This window comes from Peribacillus sp. Aquil_B1 (assembly GCF_022603275.1).
Taxonomy (GTDB): domain Bacteria; phylum Bacillota; class Bacilli; order Bacillales; family DSM-1321; genus Peribacillus.
Genome location: NZ_JAKXEE010000001.1, coordinates 1,641,918 through 1,662,456 on the forward strand (window position 1 = coordinate 1,641,918; position 20,539 = coordinate 1,662,456).

16 protein-coding genes and 1 pseudogene are annotated in these 20,539 nt (G+C 35.0%); 11 read left to right on the forward strand and 6 right to left on the reverse strand.

The features are described 5' to 3' along the window. Positions 1-110 precede the first annotated feature (110 nt). Together MPH60_RS08245 and MPH60_RS08250 are read left to right on the forward strand one after the other, a co-directional pair. Positions 111-644: pseudogene (locus tag MPH60_RS08245) on the forward strand (flotillin domain-containing protein); the annotation flags it as partial. Positions 645-980: 336 nt separating this feature from the next. Continuing rightward, a complete protein-coding gene (locus MPH60_RS08250; RefSeq protein WP_272492840.1) occupies positions 981-1,166 on the forward strand; it encodes a DNA methyltransferase in 186 nt (61 codons plus the stop codon). Positions 1,167-1,837: 671 nt separating this feature from the next. Here MPH60_RS08250 and MPH60_RS08255 read toward each other — a convergent pair. Then, positions 1,838-3,262 (reverse strand): YfcC family protein, encoded by a 1,425-nt coding sequence (locus MPH60_RS08255; protein WP_245406409.1) that lies wholly within the window; start codon positions 3,260-3,262, stop codon positions 1,838-1,840. 341 nt (positions 3,263-3,603) lie between these two features. Here MPH60_RS08255 and MPH60_RS08260 point away from each other — a divergent pair, with 341 nt between their 5' ends. Beyond that, positions 3,604-4,758: a M20 metallopeptidase family protein gene (locus MPH60_RS08260; protein ID WP_241593691.1), complete on the forward strand. Its 1,155-nt coding sequence runs from the start codon at positions 3,604-3,606 to the stop codon at positions 4,756-4,758. A 127-nt stretch (positions 4,759-4,885) separates the two neighbouring features. Here MPH60_RS08260 and MPH60_RS08265 read toward each other — a convergent pair whose 3' ends face one another. Next, complete coding sequence (locus tag MPH60_RS08265; protein WP_241593690.1) at positions 4,886-5,839, reverse strand: LysR family transcriptional regulator; 954 nt, start codon at positions 5,837-5,839, stop codon at positions 4,886-4,888. Between the two features lie 705 nt (positions 5,840-6,544). Between MPH60_RS08265 and MPH60_RS08270 the strand changes: the two genes are divergently transcribed. The 5 genes from MPH60_RS08270 (at position 6,545) to MPH60_RS08290 (ending at position 12,595) form a co-directional block, all read left to right on the forward strand. Further along, complete coding sequence (locus MPH60_RS08270) at positions 6,545-7,657, forward strand: ornithine cyclodeaminase family protein (RefSeq protein ID WP_241593689.1); 1,113 nt, start codon at positions 6,545-6,547, stop codon at positions 7,655-7,657. A gap of 25 nt (positions 7,658-7,682) precedes the next feature. Beyond that, the gene (locus tag MPH60_RS08275; RefSeq protein ID WP_241593688.1) at positions 7,683-8,807 is read left to right on the forward strand and encodes an aminotransferase; all 1,125 of its coding nucleotides are present in this window, start codon (positions 7,683-7,685) and stop codon (positions 8,805-8,807) included. Between the two features lie 633 nt (positions 8,808-9,440). Further along, positions 9,441-9,623, forward strand: coding sequence for a YolD-like family protein (locus MPH60_RS08280; protein WP_034307388.1), 183 nt, complete (start codon positions 9,441-9,443; stop codon positions 9,621-9,623). Positions 9,624-10,301: 678 nt separating this feature from the next. After that, the gene (locus MPH60_RS08285; RefSeq protein WP_241593687.1) at positions 10,302-10,931 is read left to right on the forward strand and encodes an NAD(P)H-binding protein; all 630 of its coding nucleotides are present in this window, start codon (positions 10,302-10,304) and stop codon (positions 10,929-10,931) included. 47 nt (positions 10,932-10,978) lie between these two features. Continuing rightward, the gene (locus MPH60_RS08290) at positions 10,979-12,595 is read left to right on the forward strand and encodes an FMN-binding glutamate synthase family protein (RefSeq protein ID WP_241593686.1); all 1,617 of its coding nucleotides are present in this window, start codon (positions 10,979-10,981) and stop codon (positions 12,593-12,595) included. A gap of 632 nt (positions 12,596-13,227) precedes the next feature. On the opposite strand, the gene MPH60_RS08295 is transcribed toward MPH60_RS08290, so the two are convergent. Beyond that, a complete protein-coding gene (locus MPH60_RS08295) occupies positions 13,228-13,866 on the reverse strand; it encodes an HD domain-containing protein (protein WP_241593685.1) in 639 nt (212 codons plus the stop codon). Between the two features lie 104 nt (positions 13,867-13,970). Further along, positions 13,971-14,894, reverse strand: coding sequence for a LysR family transcriptional regulator (locus tag MPH60_RS08300; RefSeq protein WP_336275666.1), 924 nt, complete (start codon positions 14,892-14,894; stop codon positions 13,971-13,973). 410 nt (positions 14,895-15,304) lie between these two features. Between MPH60_RS08300 and MPH60_RS08305 the strand changes: the two genes are divergently transcribed. Continuing rightward, complete coding sequence (locus MPH60_RS08305) at positions 15,305-15,916, forward strand: FMN-binding negative transcriptional regulator (protein ID WP_241593683.1); 612 nt, start codon at positions 15,305-15,307, stop codon at positions 15,914-15,916. 275 nt (positions 15,917-16,191) lie between these two features. Here the strand turns inward: MPH60_RS08305 and pdxR are convergent, their stop codons facing one another. Then, entirely contained in the window at positions 16,192-17,577 is a 1,386-nt protein-coding gene (gene pdxR / locus MPH60_RS08310) for a MocR-like pyridoxine biosynthesis transcription factor PdxR (RefSeq protein ID WP_241593682.1), read from the reverse strand. Positions 17,578-17,720: 143 nt separating this feature from the next. On the opposite strand from pdxR, the gene MPH60_RS08315 reads away from it, so the two are divergent. Together MPH60_RS08315 and MPH60_RS27735 are read left to right on the forward strand one after the other, a co-directional pair. Then, the gene (locus tag MPH60_RS08315) at positions 17,721-18,344 is read left to right on the forward strand and encodes an FMN-binding negative transcriptional regulator (protein ID WP_241593681.1); all 624 of its coding nucleotides are present in this window, start codon (positions 17,721-17,723) and stop codon (positions 18,342-18,344) included. Positions 18,345-18,808: 464 nt separating this feature from the next. Further along, positions 18,809-18,937, forward strand: coding sequence for a hypothetical protein (locus MPH60_RS27735; protein WP_272492843.1), 129 nt, complete (start codon positions 18,809-18,811; stop codon positions 18,935-18,937). A 210-nt stretch (positions 18,938-19,147) separates the two neighbouring features. Here MPH60_RS27735 and MPH60_RS08320 read toward each other — a convergent pair whose 3' ends face one another. Then, positions 19,148-20,239: a GntR family transcriptional regulator gene (locus MPH60_RS08320; protein WP_241593680.1), complete on the reverse strand. Its 1,092-nt coding sequence runs from the start codon at positions 20,237-20,239 to the stop codon at positions 19,148-19,150. Between the last annotated feature and the right edge of the window lie 300 nt (positions 20,240-20,539).

The window sequence follows — 20,539 nt, forward strand, 5'->3', positions numbered from 1 at the left end:
AAAAAGCGATTCTTCTTAATGAAGAATCGCATCATGTATTGAAGCCGTCGATATATTGTATTGTAAAAAAATGATCAAACATTCAAATCTATCATTTTGAGATAACTTTTGAAAAGCAATATGATTCCGAAGTGAAGAAAAAGGCGGAAGCCGATAAGTATAAAATGAAGCAATGACAAAAGCCGAAGCGGAACGCGTTCGCATGGACGGTCTTACAAAAGCGGACGCACAAAAGGCACAAGGTACGACGGAAGCGGAAATCATCTGGTTAACAGGGGTAGCAGAGGCCGATGGCAAGCAGAAGATTGCTGAAGCCTTTGAACAGTTCGATCAGGCGGCTGTCATGGATATGATCTTGAAAATGCATCCGGAATATGCAAAACAAGTGGCAAGCCCGCTTAGTAATATCGACAAAATTACTGTAGTGGATACAGGTGGAAGCGGTTCGAATGGCGGGGCTTATAAAGTGACTGGGTATGCAACGGATTTAATGGCCAAATTGCAGGAGTCATTAAAGCATCTTCGGCAATTGATCTCAAAGATTGCTTGAGAATTTCTCAGGAAAACGAAATTTACCATTTACCACCATCAATCAGGAGAATGTCGAAGCGAACATGAATATGCCAGCAAGCAAGGAAGAGTAGCGGTGAAGAATAAAAAAAGAAAGGTAAGGGCACAAATATGCTCTTACCTTTTTTTGTATCGTGTTCGTTTAAAGAAGGCAGGGTCCGTTTATCTGGCCTTTTATAAGTGATATATCAGATAAGCTGAAGTTGAAACAACAAAGAATAGGAAATTGGGAAAAAACGAATCTGGTCCCCATTAATGTGAAAGTAATTTATTAGTCAAACTAAAGAGAATATTTTATTTCCTATACTAAAAGGACAAAAAGAACGTTTTATTCTCATTATGATAGGGCTTCTTATGAAGCACCTATAGTTAGTGGAAAAGCGAGATTTCACTCTTGTCAAAGCTAGTTGATGTTCTCGCAAAATAATGCAACCCATTCTAATAAAGGTGAAACAGTACTAGATTGTTTTATGGGATCAGGGTCAACGGGACAAGCTGCTATAAATCTTAATCGGAACTTTATTGGTTTCGAATTAGATAATACCTACTTTAACAAAGCTTCGTATGCTTTGCATAAAGATACAATTAATAAATGATGTTGTTTCGCTTGAAACCTCCGTAGACTTCGGGATACCCCTCTTGTGACAATTATTAATTTGACTATTCAAGGCTTTAACGGAACTTAACGATTTGTTTTAAACACCGTTTGCCGCGGTGTTTTTATGTTGAAAAGAAAAACGAAATGTAGAAGTTAGGTGAAAATTTCTATGGATAATCAAGAACGTTTGTACTAGTGTGAGTGGAGATATTCAAATGACAATTTGTGACAAAGGAATTCTAAAGAGGAAGGTAGCTTTGAGTTTACCTGAACTAAAAGCTTTTCAAATAAATATGAACAAGGATTATTTTAAACATTGCAATGGAGTTTGTTTCCCCTGTAAAGTTTACTGTAGGGAAAAAAAGGGGGGAATTGGGAGTATACAGGGGTAATCATCGCTTAGTTCCAATGATGATTTATTTAGAGTTGGATAAAGTAAAAAGGATACATAATGAAAATAAAAATTTGATGATATAATGACAGTAGAAATAACTTATGAAACGGATGAAAACTGATTTAAAACATTACTAGAGGTAGATAAAAGTGAACTATTAATCTATTCGAATTGTAACTAAACAGTAAGCTCGATTCTTATTAGGATCAAGCTGATGATTTTGATAATTCCTACTATTTTATATATATAGTAGGAATTAATTGAACTTAGGTGTGTTAAAATGGCCCATACTTAATTAAATGGGCTATAATTACAGCAATAATTCCAATTCCATATTGAATTAGAATAAGTGGCCAGACCCATTTTACCCAACGTACCCAAGGAATACCAGCAAGGGTTATAGCGGCCATGAAATACCCTGATGTTGGAAAAATAATATTCCCAATTCCATCTGCTATGGAAAATGAAAGTACAGTTGTCTGTCTAGTAACCCCAATTAAATCTGCCAAAGGTCCCATAATTGGCATAGTTAAAGCAGCTTGTCCACTTCCAGATGGAACTACAAAGTGAATAAGAGCTTGGAGTATAAACATTCCTCCAGCACTAAAAACAGAAGGAACATGTTGAAGGACAGAGGAAGTATGATGCAAAATCGTATCGATGATATGTCCTTGTTCAAGAACGATTAATATAGCTCTAGATACCCCAATGACTAGGGCTCCTGTAATTAACCCCGCTGAACCTTTCATAAAAGAATGAACGATTTGATCTGCTGAAAGTCTGCCGACAAGACCTATGAGAATTGCAAGTATAATAAAGAGAGCTGCAATTTCTGTAATATACCAGTGAAATTTAATTACACCAAATGCTAAAAAAATGAAATTAAGTAAAAAACAAAAGAGGACCCATTTATGTCTTCTTTCAAAAATAACAGGCGAGTTCAGTATTTGCTCTAAGTTTATATCCTGATAATCCCCAAAATACCCTAGAGTACGGTCTTTTTTGACTTTCATGGCATGTCTGTAAACAAATCCAACCCCTACTGCATACATCACAATAAACAATAAAATCCGATATGTGATTCCAGAGAAAAGTGGAAGGCCAGCAATTCCTTGGGCGATGCCAACGGTAAAAGGGTTCATGACCGCCGTTGTAAAACCAATCGAAGCTCCTATTAAAACGATGGCTGTTCCAGTAAATACATCAAATCCAAGAGCGATGGCAAGTGGAATAAGAATTGGAATATAGGCTAGGGTTTCTTCAGCCATGCCCATAAGTGATCCTCCCAATGCAAAGAATAACATCATAACGGGAATTAACCATTTCTCCTTGTTAGCAAACTTTCTTGACATAACTACCATTAAAGTTTCGATTGTACCGGTAGCTGTAAGGACACCGAATGTACCTCCAATAATAAAAACAAAAAAGATGATATCGGCTGCTTCCACCATCCCGGTGTGTATGGCTTTGAAAAAACTAAAGAATTGAACGGGTGATTGATCTATGCTGGTAAAGGATCCTGCATCTACTATTTCACGTCCGTTTTGTTCAACCCTTTCATACTCTCCTGCCGGAATAATGTGGGTTAGTATTGTGGCAATCAATAGTACGAATAGCAGCAAAACAAATACATTGATTGTTTTGCTTTTATTTGTTTTTTCCCTCTTCACCTCTTCTATTTTCTGTTGTAATTGAACCAAGTTATTTCCTCCATCTCTTTAAATTCATCACATTAATTTTGTTTCATCCGTTATTAAAATATTAGAATTATTCTGTTTATTTAACAAATTGAAAAATCCTATAGTTACAATTTGATAAATTAATAGTATTGTTTTTTTCGTTTTATAAACGAAACAGTAAATTTATTATTTTTCCATAAATTCTAATTTCAATAAAAAATGTTTACTACTATAAGAAACTTCAATTACAACCATAAAACCTTTTAATTAGTTGTATTACAACGATTTATATACAATTTAACAATAACGAGTATTCTATTGTAAGCGAATAGGAATTTAAATCAGTTACTAGGGGGAATAAAATGAACACAATTGAATTGAATACTTTAACCGAATGGGCGATTGGACATAGGAGATATTTTCATCAGTATCCCGAATTATCAGGTGAAGAATACGAAACTTGTAAATATATCAAAAAGCATTTGGACAAGATGGATATCGAAATATTAAATTTTGAACCTCCGAGCATAGTAGGATATCTTAAAGGTACAGAAGGGTGCACAACTATTGCCCTTAGAGCCGACATGGATGCACTTCCTGTTGTAGAAGAGGGTGAAAAAAGTTATATTTCTCAAAAACCTGGAGTTTCTCATGTTTGTGGACATGATGGACATATGGCTGTGTTATTGGCGGTAGCCAAGTGGTTGTCCGAAAATAGAAGGGAAGTAAAACCAAATATCATTTTTATTTTTCAATCCTCAGAAGAAATGTCTCCTAGTGGTGCTGAATCTTTAATACGACAAGGTGTATTAAATGAAGTCGATATGATTTTTGGAATTCACTTGTGGCAACCCCTTCAGAAGGGAAAGATTGGAATACGCTCTGGTGCGATGATGGCGTCAGTAGATGATTTCCGTATAACGATCGAAGGAATGGGAGGACATGGTGCTTCACCTCATGAAACAGTAGATTCTGTTTATATATCAAGTCATATTATAGGAGCCCTTCAATCTATTATAAGTAGAAGAATTGATCCATTGAATCCAGCTGTTATTTCTGTTGGGAAAATGGAAGCAGGAACTTCTTACAATATCATTCCTACCAAGGTATCCATGTATGGGGCAATACGAACTTTATCAAATGATACAAGACATTATATTTGTAGTGAAATGAAGAAAGTAATTGAAGGAATTTGTAATAGTTTTGGAGCGAATGGAAGTTTAGAATTGTTCGGGGGATTATCTCCTGTGATGAATGATAAAGAAATGAGCCATTTTGTGGGAAAGACAGTCAAAACAGTGTTTGGGACAGAAGTTTTAGTTAACGTAGATCCTACAATGGCATCGGAGGACTTTTCTTGTTATTTAGAAAAAAGAAAAGGAGCTTTTATTTTCGTAGGTACTGGAGGGAAAAAGAGCGCCTATCCACATCATCACCCCAAATTTGACATAGATGAGGACGTATTAGAGACTGCAATTAACTTATTCATAGGACTTGTACTAAATTATGAAGAATAGTCCGATTTGGATCATGTGTTGAAAAGAAAGCATTTTCTAAAGAATATTCAAATAGTATTAAACAAAAAGTCCTCAAATATATTATTTGAGGACTTTTTGTTGGATAGAAAGCAAAGAACATTCTTTACTATGTTGTAGCTACCCAAGCATCTTTTAATAGGTCACTAAAGGAATTAATAGTGGCTCCTTCTGTTCGCGTTTTTAAATAAATTAAAGATGTTTCAATCGTTTGAGTACAATAATGTAAAGGAACGAGTAGTCCGTTGGCTAGTTCTTCTTTAATGACATTTTCCCCGAGTAAAGCAATCCCTGTTTGATTAAGTACAGCACGTCTAATGGTTTCATCACTTCCACCGAATTCGATGATAGACGCCGGTCTATAATTCATCTCGGAAAAGCATTGTTTAATTAGTGTATCAAAGCTACAGTTTCCATGAAATGCTAGAAAAGGATATTTTTCTAATATTTTTTCTTTAGTGTTATCTTTTAAAATTTCTGCAGCAACTACTAGTACTGCCCTTTCTTCACCAAGAACATGACTTTCAATATCTTTATGGTTACATTCACATGCAATAATTCCAATATCTGCTTCATTACTAAGGATTTTTTCAATAACGTCCAGACTATTGGAAGGTATAAGTTTTAATTTAACTTGTGGATGAAGGTTTATATAAGCATTTACCAAAATTGATAGGTAGTGACTACAATAATATTCAGATGCAGCAATAGAGAGTCTTCCAGATGGACCATTCAATTCCTCCAGGTCTCTTTCTAATTCCTCCACAACATTAAACAACATATCTGTATGTTTTTGTAACTTTTTACCTGCAGGGGTTAAAAAAGTATTTTTTCCAATGCGAGTAAAAAGTGAATGACCAAGTTCTCTTTCTAATACTTGAATTTGTAGTGTAATAGTTGGTTGTGTGTATCCTAAAATTTTAGCTGCTTTTGTCATATTCAGGTGTTGGGCAACAACCTGGAAAGTTTTCAAGTTTCTAAGCTCCATACTTTTTCCTTTCATACCTGAAAAAATAGATATAATTTTGCATTTAACAGTATTAAGTTTTTCTATGGTTACCATTAAATTAATTCATTTTATCTCTATTTTAGCCTGTGATAAATTTATTGCGGGCACAATTTAGATGTTATTCATACTATCAGAAGATTAATATGAAGGCAAAAATGTTAGGATTAACATTGAAAATTAAAAAGAATGATTTAAATTAGGATCATGTTAGAGTCGGTTAAAACTCTTAAGATGAGGTTTACAGTCATTTAGTTAAAAATTAAACTCATTTACTGAACGGGGGATACAGTAATTGCAATTATTTAAACAATGGGTCTAGGTATAACTCCTTATTGTTAAATTGCTCGTTTCTACAGTTTTATTATTTATTATGATTGAAGTAACTACCTGCGTGCATCTTTGTTTCTACGAATCCGATGCCAAGGCGACTTCTGTACAAGGTGTGTTTCTTGGTTATATATTAGCTAACTATGGTTTTATAGGTCCTAAATTACTGAATCAGTTTAATTCAGAATCTTCATAAATCTTTTTGTTGCGGGGGTTACTTTACTTTGAATGACTGCATTAATGCATTTCATCAAAAAATAAATGGTGAATAAAAGCTAAAATTAACTATAAGGAACAAGAGGCTTATGCATATTCAATAAGAATATGTGCTGGGCCTCTTTTTTTATAAGGAATGCTTAATCACTAATTTTTTTTAATAGATACTATTAAATTAATTAATTTTTCCGTTTGTTTATGCTGTGATAGATTTAATTGGAACTTAGTAGTGGCAACTACTTTGAAGATGAAAAAATAAAAGGAGGAAAAATATTGTTCCCATTTAGAGTTTTAAATCAAGAAAATATTAAAAAGTTATTAGACATGAGAACTGTAATAGAGTTGGTCGAAAGAGCCTATATGTTGAAGGAGAAAGACGAGGCTTCTTTATTTCCGATGGTATTTCATGAGTTTGAACCTGGTAAAGCAGATATGGATATTAAGTCAGGAGAATTAGTAGGTGCAAATATCTTTGGCTTAAAATTAGTTTCATGGTTTGGGGACAATCCTTCTAAAAACCTTCCGGCCGTTGTAGGGACAGTTCTAGTGCTGGATAGTCGTACAGGAGCCCCTCTAGGCATCATGAGTGGTGAGTTTATTACTATGATGCGCACTGGAGCTGCTGGAGGTATAGGAGCCAAATATTTGGCAAGAAAAGATTCAGAGCATCTCGTTTTGGTTGGTTCAGGGCATTTAGGACCTTTCCAAATTATAGCTACCTTGATGAGTATGGTTAATATCAAAAAAGTAACTGTTTACAACGCTAATTCTTTTGAACATGCTAATGATTTTTGTAAATCAATTAAGGATAAATTATTGGAACTTCTTGCTCCTTATAAAGATATAGATCAAGAATTTTATAATCAAATGCTTCAACGAATCAACATTTCATTTGAAGCAACAAAAGATATTCAACAAGCAACAGAACAAGCTGACATCATTATTACCGCAACTCCAGCTCGTAAACCTATAATTAAAAAAGAATGGGTGAAACCAGGAACGCATATATCGTGTATAGGTGCCGATATGGAAGGGAAGCAAGAAATCGATGAAAACCTTTTTGTTAACGCAAGAGTGTTTGTAGACGATGTAGGTCAAGCCATTAGTGTAGGTGAGACTGAAGTTCCGTATAAAAAAGGACTTATTGCAACCATTCAAATTGAGGATGAAATAGGAAGTTTGATTTTAGGTAAGGTTGCCGGTCGCGTGTCTAATGAAGATATTACGATTTTTGATAGTACGGGAATATCTTTACAAGATTTATTAACAGCTAACTATCTTTTAGAACAAGCAACTGAAAAGAAACTTGGTCTTATTACAACACTTTAATAAATATATATAAAGGAGATTTATCATGAATATTAAAACATTTGCCGTAGAACATTGGATGAATTTATACGAAATGGAAGCTGTGTACAATATTGCAGAGACTTGTGTAGAGTCGTTAACAGTAAACGAATTAATCTCAATTGATGGAACAGATCCAGAAAAATTTCTCCTTGATTTGGGCAAGAACAAATTAACATATGGGCATATTGAGGGTTCTCCAGACTTTAGAAGATTAGTATCAAATCAGTATCAAACTCTGGATGCTGATAATGTACTAGTAACTAATGGTGCAATTGGTGCAAACTTTTTATTACTTTATTCTCTTATCCAACCAGGTGATCATGTAGTTGCTGTCCATCCGACATATCAACAATTATATGACGTTCCTACATCATTTGGCGCAACTGTAGACTTATTATCTTTACGAGAAGAAAATAATTATTTACCGGATTTAAATGAGCTGAAATCTTTAGTGAATGAAAAAACAAAAATGATTATTATTAATAATCCAAACAATCCTTCCGGTGCAATTATCGAAAAAGAAATGCTTGAAGAAATTGTAGAGATTGCTCGTTCTTATGATGCTTATATCCTTTGTGATGAAGTATATCGTAATTTACTACAAGAAGACGATTTAGTAGTTCCATCTATTGTAGATTTATACGAAAAAGGTATTAGTACATCTAGTATGTCAAAAGTGCTCTCATTAGCTGGTTTACGTCTTGGGTGGATAGCCGGACCAAAGGAAGTAATTACCGAGTGTTTTAGACATCGTGATTATACAACAATCAGTTGTGGTATGTTAGATGATATTTTGGCGGTACATGCTTTGAAGAATTATGACAAAATTTTAGATCGAAACCGTAAAATAATTAAAGAAAATTTAACTATTTTAGACGCATGGGTGGAACAAGAACCTTTAATTTCTTATGTTAAACCACGTGCTGGTACAACTGCTATGCTTAAATATGATCTCCCCGTTTCATCAGAAGATTTTTGTATTGGTCTCTTCAAAGCAAACGGTGCATTTCTCACGCCTGGTTCTTGTTTTGATATTGAAAGTCATGTTCGAATCGGTTACGCCTGCAAAACAGAAGTATTAGAACAGGGGCTTCAAAAAGTATCAGAATACCTTCGAACATTTAAATAATTGAGATTTGAAATTATTATAAAGAAATTTGATAAATATTAGTTTAATTTGTGCAATGGCCAAAATCATTAGATTTGTCAGATGCATTAGCAACTCTTGAGATAAAACAAAGAAGAGAATTTATTTGGTATTAGAAAAGCCTAAAGTATAAAAAATCATAGAGTTAATAGGCGTATTCCTGGGTTAGGATTAATGATTAAAAATGAAATTATTAATCCTAATACAGGTTATTCAAAGATTCCTCTGTTAACAGTTACCAAAGAACAAATCGATAATGTATTAAGCTTGATATAGCATTAGCAAAATTAGCGAAGTATGAAAAGACATTAAAGCTAAAAACTTGTTAAAAGGAACTTCAGAATTAAAAAATCTCAAGTTTCATAGACATTTAGCATTAAAAACGTCTTATCAGATACTTATTTTGGATTTTATTATTGATTATACCATTTCCTAGGCTATCTGTTTTTCCCAAAATATTCTAATGTTCAAACTTTCACAAATTGTTCACAACAACAATGAAAACGCTTACCGTTTTCATTGTATAATATACATATCCTAATTGTTTTCATAGTATTGCACCAATGATCATACAATTTTAATAAATAATTGAATAGACAGAAAGGAGATAATCAGATGATCTTGAAATCGTTGAAAAAAAAGGGCATAACAACCATCATTTATTATAAAGAAGGAGTATTAAAAACATGTAAGGGTCAATTGCATAAACTTAACCTTAATGAACAAACCCTTTCCTTAAAGGATGAAAATCAAAAGATTTTCTCTATTCGTTTATCTCGTATTATGGAAATATATTAACTTAATTACTTTCATTAAGCATAATTAAAATACAATATATTTATTAATCCCGAATCTTTAGTATATTACTAGAGGTTCTTTTTTTCATATATGGAAAGCTGGTCAGTTTAGCATTCCTGTAGTTAGTAATTTTTTGGTTTGAAAAAATGCGGCTCCTCATTTCCGGATTTATAAATATAGTTTTTATACTTGATGGATGGCAGTATCCTTCGTGTGGCATTCTCACTATGATGTTCGTAAGAGAGTCTGGGCGCGATTAACTATAAAATGTATGGAGCGATCACATAAAAAAGTAATATTAATAAGAGATATTTTTAGGTATTGTTTCTCCAGGAAATAATCGTCATTAATGTCGAGTTTTCTATAATTACCCAAATTAAACCTAATTTACTTCACAAGAACAGAGTAGTTGGGTTTCATTATTGTTATTTAATTCCAATCACTAATCTAGTTCGAACAGCTTTAGTATTAATGGATGTCAGATTATTAATTTTGAGATTACGTACGTTCAATATAAGTAAAAAAAAGTCTAATTGCTTCCACTGAAGAAATGGAATTCCCTAATTGACTATCAAAGAATCGTTAAAATTAACGACGATACGGCAGAAGACGCTTAATTGTTTCATTAAACTTTAAAGTGGTAAATATATATTATGAAACTAGCAGGGAGGTATTAAAATGAGAGTTCTAGTAATAGGAACAGAGGACATGACCGGAGAGCACGTTGTAAAACAGCTGGCAGACAGGCACCATAAACCGGTAGCACTGGTGGGAGCTGAAAATAAAGTAGAGGAAATGGTTAAACTGGGAGCACGAGATGTAGTTTCTTTGGAAAGAAGGGATTTTTCCAGTGCTTTTTCGGGCTGTGAAGCTGTAATCTACCTCAGTAGCGCCAGTCCTCGGACTGGGGAGGGCAAACCAATATTGGTTGACCATCAGTCAGTAATAGACTCAGTTGAGGCTGCTAAGAAACATGGGGTGAAGCGCTTTGTTCTGATGAACACGATGCGAGCAAAAGAAATGGAGAGCCTGGATTCTAGTACAAACGGTGTCAAGTACCACTCAGAAGAGCTATTACGACAGGAAAAGCTTACATATACGGTTATACGGACAAGCATGCCTGTGGATAAGCCGGGAATAGGTAAGATAGAAGCTGGTCTCTCAATTGTGCATGACAAAGACGAAATCCCAAAAGAGGATATTGCTTCGGTATTGGTCGAAGCGCTGGATACTAAAGCAGTATTTAATAAAACGTTCAATGTAACTTCTGGAAAAATTCTGATACATGAAGCACTTCAAAGATTATAGATAACTCGAGCAACTTGCACACAAAATAAGAAACAAAGGGTGATAAAATGTCCAAGTTGAAAAAATACCTTCCTACAGTTTTAAAAGGATCTGCCGTTTTAGGTACAGCTGCTGCCGCAGCGTACTTTTACCGAAAGGATGATACGCAAAAACAACATTCAATCCTGAGGAATTTCCCCCTAATCGGCAGAATTAGATACATGACAGAGCAAATAGGACCTGAACTTAGGCAGTATTTATTTGAAAATAATAATGAAGGCACCCCTTTCTCAAGAAAGGAATTCGAGGATGTTGTAAAAGCAGGTAAATATAAGGAGCGTCTAATCGGATTTGGATCGGAACGTGACTTCAATGAAGCAGGGTACTATATTCGAAATAGCATGTTTCCCAATCTCCGGGAAGAAATGAGAATAGATAATAGCCAAAAAATCAATACAAAGGTATATGAAGTAGATGAAGAAGGTCTATTTACCCGAAAGGAGCAGCGGGAAGACAGACAAATAGACCCGTACTTTTTACGAGATGAGGATGCGGTCATAATCGGAGGGGATACATGCCGGAATCCCTTTAAATTAAAGGGGCTCGTAGGACAATCTGCAATGAGCTACGGTGCACTCGGTGAGAATGCCATCACTGCACTGTCGAGAGGATTAGGGCTTGCAGGAGGAACATGGATGAATACTGGTGAAGGCGGTCTTTCCAAATACCATCTCTCCGGAAATCCCGACATCATGATGCAAATCGGTCCGGGACTGTTTGGAGTAAGGACACCAGGTGGGGAATTCTCTTGGGAAGAATTCAAGAAGAAAAGTGAAATCGAGCAAGTAAAAGCATTTGAAATAAAGCTGGCACAAGGTGCCAAAATCAGAGGTGGACATATTGAAGGACAAAAGGTGACCGAAGAAATTGCCCAAATCCGCCTGGTAGAACCTGGTCAAACGATCAATAGCCCTAACAGGTTCTATGAATTCAAGAATTTTAATGAGTTGTTCGATTTTGTCGAAAGAATGAGGGATATAGGCGGAAAGCCTATCGGTATCAAAATTGTTGTAGGGGATCTTGATGCACTTGAGGAAATGACGAAAACCATGAGAGATACAGGTAAAGGGCCAGATTTTATCACAGTGGATGGCGGAGAAGGCGGAACTGGGGCAACCTATCAGGAGCTTGCAGATGCAGTCGGACTCCCAATTATGTCAGCTTTGCCACTCGTAGATGAGATGTTAAAAAAATATGGTGTACGTAAAAGGGTCAAGCTGATTGCATCAGGCAAGCTGACTTCTCCAGATAAAGTGGCGGTCGCTTTAGCGATGGGGGCAGATTTAGTCAATATAGCCCGCGGTTTTATGATCAGCGTTGGTTGCATCATGGCTGAAATCTGCCATACTAACCATTGCCCTGCCGGGGTAGCCACAACTGATTCAAAGTTGCAGGAAGGGCTGGTTATTGAGGAAAAACAATATCGAGTCGCCAATTACGTGATTTCCCTCCGCGAGGGGCTATTCAACCTTGCAGCTGCCGCAGGTATTGATACTCCGACCAAATTTGAACGAAAACACATCGTTCACAAGGATGAATGGGGAAGAGTTTCCCCTGTCCGGGACATCACCCTCACTCCCGAAAAAGTGGAGAAGTTAAGAAATAAGGAAAAAGTGGAGAAATAAAGGGTTTTTTAAAAAAAAGATTGAAGAAAAACGAAATTTACCACTTACCACCATCAGCAAGGAGAATGTAAAGCGAACATGAATATGGCAGCAGCAAAGGAAGAGTAACAGGGAAAAAAGGTAAATCATAATCACCTAAAATAAAAGCTTATTTTAAATTTGGATAAGACAATACAGCTCATTTTCGATTTTTATTTGTGAATAGAATTTAAAAAGTTGAATGTTACTGTTTCAAACACAGGGGTCTTTATTAGTTACGAATAAAAATAAACAACCAAGGGTGAAACCATTGGTTGTTTATTTTTTAATTAAAGCCTATAAATATGAAGAAATTAAAAATTCGATCCGGGCAGCTTCAGCAAAATATTAATTAGATGAAGGGCACGCAATGACGTTCAATACCAAGTTTCATCTAGGCAGCCAGGGTATTTCGTCATTCTGGCTTTCGTGTGCTTCATTTTTTTATCAAGAATCAGCATAGGTTCATCAAATTAATCAATCTATATTGATCACAAACCACTCATGCTCCTGCTATCGACCATCTTTAATCAAGTTAGTAGCTTCCTTGGCCGATATTACCTTTTTGTACAAACTTTCTCCACGATTCGCTGTGACGTTGTCATTTTTGTACCCTATTCTGTCCATGGTGAATGCAAAATACAATCGCAGAAATTTTTATTTTTATATTCCGGTCTAAAATATTCAAAAATATCTTCTTTCATATTTCCAAAAGTAGTTTCTGGCTTATGCTTAAAGCCCTCATAAAACGCTGGAATAATGTCCTTTTTGAAATTGTTACGTGGGAAGGCTTTTATAATTTCTGCACGCAAGTCGTCAGGGAATTGTTCAAAGCCATCTCCCATCACATCCAAACCAACACCTGAAAAGAGTAGTGCCACTTCAGCTTCTTTATGTTCTGCTACGCCAGGTGTCGTATGTAATGCAATAGCATCCCATACAAGACGAATCGACTCATCTGGAATTTGATACTGTTGTAAAAAGCTTCTTGCTGCATTTGCACCGTCCACTTCAAATCGTAAATCTGGACTACTGAACTTTTTAGTTAAACCTAAATCATGGAATAATGCACTGACATATAGCAACTCTAAATCATGATTCTGCTTCGTTTTTTTTCCGTTGACTGCACCAAATAAAAATACACGATTTGAATGATTCCACAACAAGTCGTCCCCATGCTCGCGTAAAAGATCTGCTGCTTCTTTAGCCAATCGAGAATCTGGAATTTTAATACCTGCTACTTCTTGAAACATAATTGAAAATCCCCTTTACAATTTGATTATGAACTTGTTTTCATTGTAAAGAGGAATTTATCATTTATCTATCCATTCATTTCTATGATAATAATAGATAAAAACTATAATATGGAACTTTTTAAAGAAGCTATCTCATCTTTTTCTGTATGAAAACGCAGCCTTTCGATTTCACATAGTAATAAATCAATATACTTACGTGCTGCATAATTGATAAAACGATTCTTTTTCATCAAGAGATAAACAGATCTAGTCAAAGTTGGATTTTCAATACGTTGGAAAAATAAATCCTCTGTATCATAAAATTCATATAATGTACGTGAAACACAACTGCGGCCAACCCCATTTCGAACGAGCTTCAAGATAGATTCAATGCTGGACGTTTCAACAATAGGTTCTAACTGCCTGCCAACCTCAAGACTCGTTTTATCAAGTATTTTTCTGCATTGATGGATATTTGGAAATAAAATAAGAGAACTGTCTAAAACATCGGAAAATGAAACCTTCTGCTCTCCGTTACTTTGATTACTAATCAGGTAAAATTCTTCATCATTCAATTTCGTCACCATCAACATATCATCACGATTGAATTCAAAACCAATACCAAAATCAGCTTGATTCTCTAAAACAGCCTTTTCCACTTGATCCGTACTTTGAACAAACACATTGATATTTGGATATAATTTGTTAAATCCAATGCACAAAGTGGATACCAAATCAGTTATTTCTCCTGGTAACACAGCGATTTTCAATTCCCCAATTTCTACTTTTGTAAGTGCTCTAATTTGAGAAGATATACTTTGTAAGGAATTTTGAATATTCAATGCTTCTTGTTGTACGATTTCTCCCACCTTAGTAAGTTCAATCTTCTTACCAATACGGTTAAAAAGTGCATAGCCTACATCTTGTTCAAGCATTTTAATTTGATGGCTTAAAGTTGGTTGCGAAATTCCTAATTTTTCAGCTGCTTTTGTAAAATGTAGTTCTTTACTGACCATTAAAAAATATTCTAAATGTCTTATTTCGATATTATTTCAATCCTTTCTTATGAAAATAATTATTGGCAATCAATACGCTTCCTAGAAAATAATCTAGTTATTAAGTTACTTTATTCGAAGGGATTATTCCATAATTTGGCCTGATTGCTGGATAAAATAAAAAAACACCATTAGCTATCTGATATTTTGGTTCATTAATAACTCACTATGATGTTGGATAACCTGTCGGGGCCGGCTATATCCGCGGAGGATGTTTAAAAGGATCCTAAAATGCAAAAATAAACTATTAAAAATCTTTATCACCATTGACATGTACAATTATTAATAATTGTACCTTTTTAGATGTCAGTTTACATAATAAAATATCTCATATAATACTTGGTATTTAAAAATTTGAGATAGCCGAAAATTACAAACGCTTTATCAAGGAGGAGCTAATCATGTATATACCTAAACATTTTCAACTCAAGGATGAAGAAATAATTTATGATTTTATCGAAAAGTATAGCTTTGCCACTTTATTTTCACAACACAATGGAGAACCATACGCTACCCATCTTCCACTCACATTAAATAAAGGTGAAAGTGCTTTATATGGTCATTTTGCCCGCCCAAACGAGCAATGGAAGGATATAGAATACCAACAAGTTCTTGCGGTTTTCCAAGGTCCTCACTGTTATATATCTCCGACTTGGTATGAAACAACGATGGCAGTTCCTACTTGGAATTATTTATCTATCCATTTATATGGAAAGATGGAGATAGTTGAAGATCCAAAAGTCATATTCGATTCTCTAAATGATATGGTAAAAAAATATGAAAGTCCAGATAGCCCATACAATTTAAACGATGTAGATTCCAGATTTATCGAAGGAATGAGTAAAGGGATTGTAGCATTTAAAATAACAATCACAAAAATGGAAGCGAAAGCTAAATTAAGCCAAAATCACCCCGTGGAACGTCAAGAATTAATTATTAAGCATCTAGAAAACACTTCTCAACAAGATAATATACAAGTAGCCTGTCTTATGAAGAAAAATCTACAAAAATAAAAGTTATTCGACTTTGTCTTGTTTAACTAACAGGGTAGATTTGTTAAATAATTAAGCCTAATTTCAGATGGAATTAGGCTTAAAATGATCCTTCAATATATTTCTTAAGAAACAAATTTTAGTTTCCCGTCCATATTCCATAAGTGACCCCATAGGAAGTGTTTCCATTGCGTAAAATTACTAATAAGTCTAGAAATTCCCAATAAAGGGCCATATGAAGATCATTCATTATTGCAACACCAAACATTCAAATAAACAGTTCAAGAATTGTGGAGTTATTCTTTGAACCATGCCTTCTTTAAGAGTTTCACACCCAAATCAATTTCATTGGAAGTAAGATTACTGAAACCTAGTTTAACCAATGGTTCGTCGGAGTTTTTTTTAATGAAGTAGAGCGACGTAGAATATACAATAACTCCATGTAAGGAGGCTTGTTGAATTAACCATTCTTCTGAATGCTTCAGATGTACTTTGACTAATACGTACAAACCAGATTGTTCACCAATAATGGATATATTTTGAGCAAATTGCTCTTTTAAAGCGGATACTAAGTGCTGCATTTTTCTTTTATAAACAAGGCGCATGCGTTTAATATGTCTACTCCATTCTCCCTCTTCCATAAATTTAGCCATTGTAAGCTGGCTAAGCAGGGAGGTAGTAGCTTCAAAATGAAGAAACTGATTTTTAAAACGATTTAAAAGTGGCTGTGGCAAGACCATATAACTTAAACGAATCCCTGGAAGAAAGGACTTCGAGAAATTCCCTAAATAAATGACCCTTGCTGAATCAATGGAGGCAAGAGCAGGAAATGGTTTTTGTGTATAGCGAAATTCACTATCATAATCGTCTTCGATAATATATCCACGCATCTTGTTCACCCAATGAATAAGCATTTGCCGTTGTTGGATGGACATGCTTACACCAATTGGACTTTGATGGGAAGGGGTTACATAGATTAAACGTGATTTCATTTGTTCTAATTGTGAAAGTTCAGCACCTGTTTCGTAAACCGGCAAAGTTTCTAACATAAAACGATGGAATTGAAAAGCTTCCCTGGCACCGTCGTAACCAGGGTCTTCAACTATAATACTCTGGAATTCATCCTTCAGTAAATGTCCCAGGTATACCAGCATTTGTTGGGTACTGCTTCCGATAATAATGGCATTTGCATTTGTTTTCACTCCGCGAGATTGGAATAAATATGTGGAGATTTGTTCGCGCAGGCATTCTTCCCCAAATGGTTCTCCGTATCGAAAGCTATCCTGTAATGTTAATACTTGATTAGCCATTCTCCTCCAAGTTTTCAGTGGAAAATGTGTTTGATCAACGGCATCTGCCCTGAAATTAACTACAGGCGGATTCTTGGACTCAGTATGCTTTTTATTAGAAGAGATTAATGGCTCCTGAAATATGAGGGGTTCTAACTTATTTGCAAAATAACCTTTTCTGCCCTCTCCACGAATATACCCTTCAGCAACAAGTTGTTCATATGCCAGTAAAGTTGTATTACGGCTTACATGTAAGGAATCCGCAAGCTGACGAATGGAGGGTAATTGCTCATTGGCCAAAATGTCTCCTTGTTCAATATATGATTTGAATTTCTCATAGATTTGTTTGTATTTTGGGGAGTTATCATTAAAAGTAAAAATGGTATTATTCATTTGCATTCCCTCTGACATGTATTTTTGTTTATTATTGTACCTTTTTCCATGTCAATTTGTGTAATATTATTTTTTTATCGGAAATTTATTTTTTAATGCTTATCTATTTAAAAACTCAAATACAAGTTGAAAGGATGCTTATTATGTACATTCCTAAGCAATATCGCATGGAAAATGAAGAGGCAGTTCAAATTATGAAGTCTAACCCGTTTGCCTTATTGATTACTGTTGATGAACATCGTCCCTTGGCTGCGCATATTCCTTTGGAAATTCGGGAAGATGAAGGGAAAATTTATGCGACTGGGCACATTGCATACGGAAACATGCAGAAAAAAACTTTGGACAATAATAGTGATGTGTTACTAATTTTTCAAGGTCAGCACGCTTACATTTCATCAAGTTGGTATCAGTGCGAAGAGGTTCCTACATGGGACTATTTAGCTGTACATGCCTATGGATCAGCACGTGTAATCACTGAAGACGAGCTGAAATCCTCCTTGGATACTATGCTTAATCATTATGAGTCTAATCGAGAAAATGGTCGGACCTGGGAAACGTTTAATCCAGAGTTGCTTAAGAGTGAAATGAAAGGAATAGTTGGTTTTGAAATTGAAATCACATCTATTCAAGCTGCATCCAAAATGAGTCAAAATCGTAATGATACCGATTACAAAGCAATTATTACAGAGCTTGAAAAATCAAATGAACAAGGGGAAATTCAGGTTGCTCAATGGATGCGTGAGCAACGGAAAGGGTTAATTAAATGATTTTTGGGTGGCACCCTAAAAACAAAAATGGGTTTATCACTTTTTAAGGGGAAGCAAAGTTAAGTCAAAACCATTCCTTATACAGACAAGAGCCCATTATAAAACAGTTGGAACTGATTCCTTTTCCAAATGAGCAATAAATCGCCTCCTTGATGAAAGCGAACCTTAAAAAAGTGTAACCTTGCTTTCACCATTCAAGGAGGAGCCCAATCAAATTATGTGAAAAAATATGGAGTTTTCAAATATTTGGCTATTTGTAATCACAGCTGTTACATGGTTAATAATACCTTGACCAGTTGTTTTATATATTATGGCAAGAAGTATAGAGGGAAGAAAGCGGGCATAGTATCAGTTCTTAGTGTATCTCTTGGTGGTTCTGTTCACTACGCAGGTAAATGGAAAAGAACCGTTTATCCCACTGGGAATTGATGAAAATGCTTCACACTATGAAGGTGAGATAGTTTATGAAGATGATGACGGAGCAACATGCATTCCTCTGTATTGAATTAATAGATGAAACAATAAATGATGAGTTTCATTTAAAAGATCCGATTTTTCCATTCTGGGGAGGAACAAAAGGAAGCAAAGCTTAATCGACTAGTAATTGATTGATATATGAAATTCGTAACCATATTATCTAGAATCAACTGTGCTGAAGATGGGTTAACCAATTGAATTGGTTAACCCATCTTTTTATGGTTTTCATCAATTGACTACCTCCACAAAGGTATGATTGGTTACCCATAAGAATTAGACAAACATTTCCTAAAACCCTTTATATAGTGAGATTGATCACATTAGGATTATTGTATGTCTAACTCTTTGACAGTTTCGCCTTCAATTAACACTGGTTGATAATAGTTTTCGTTGGGTAAATCCTTCTTTCCTTGTAATTTCTTAATGACCCAATCAGCCGCATCATGTCCCATTTGTTCTTGTGGGTGTGTCAATGTCGTTAGTTGGATATTAGCATTTTTTGCAATATAAGAATTGTCCTGGCCAATAATTGATAATTGTTCGGGAATGGAAATATCAAGTTGTCTGCATACATTCGCTACTTCCAACCCTACCTCGTCGTTATAGCAAACAATGGCAGTCAACACGTCTCTATTTTCATTTAGGAACCCTTTCAAGTTCGTGTATAGGTCTAGCTTCGTTTCTGTAGTATACGAAAGCAATTGCTCTGGTTGAAAGCGTAATTTGGCTTCTCCGAGTGCTTTTATATATCCCTTCATTCGATACTTTCCTTGTAAATCATCCATTTTCGAAATGAGTCCAATTTGGGAGTGACCTTTCGAAATCAATTCTTTTGTTGCGAGGTAGCTTGACTGCACATCATCTAGGCAAAAGAAAGGAACCTCTAATTCTTCATAATAAGCGTTAATCATGGTGAATGGAACTTCTTGTTCCTTAAACAATAGGTAGTAAGCGATGTTGGGATTGTATAGATTGCTTTTTGTAGGTTCAATAATCAAACCATCCACGCCAAATGACAACATCATTTCCAAGGCTTTTTTTTCTTGTTCGACATCATTATTTGTACTGGCTAATAGTAACGAATAATTATCTTCATTTAATCTTCTTTCAATTCCGCGGATAATAGAAGGGAAAATGTAATCAGAAATGTAGGTCGTGATTACACCGATCGTTTTATTTTTGGAATTGCCACCAGATTTTGATTGATATTGGTTACTAACATATGTGCCAGATCCTTTTTCGCTTCTTAAGAATCCCTCGTTTGATAATTCTAAAATGGACTTTCGTACAGTGTGCCGGCTAACATTGTACATTTCTTGCATGGCGGTTTCAGTGGGAATTTGTTCCCCTACACTATATTCACCTGTAAGGATTTTATTTTTTAAATCATCAATGATTACCTGATACTTTGGTTTCATTAAACCTCACTTCTTTCATAGTTGTTTACATTCTAATTTAGTTGCTTAAAATATTTGTGCGGACATATTTTAACATAATTTTGAATCAATTAAAACAAATCACCTATGTTTTTTGTATAAATTAAATTCGCCCTATTTACCATGCAGGTTTTATGTCATTTAAATCCCTTTAATTTTAAGGGGAGGATGGAGGATTTTTCTTGAAAGTTGTAAGTATAAATAATATTTAATGTTGACAAATGTACGTACAAAAAAATATAATATGATTGTTACTAAATTTAAGCGCCTCCTTTCGTTGAA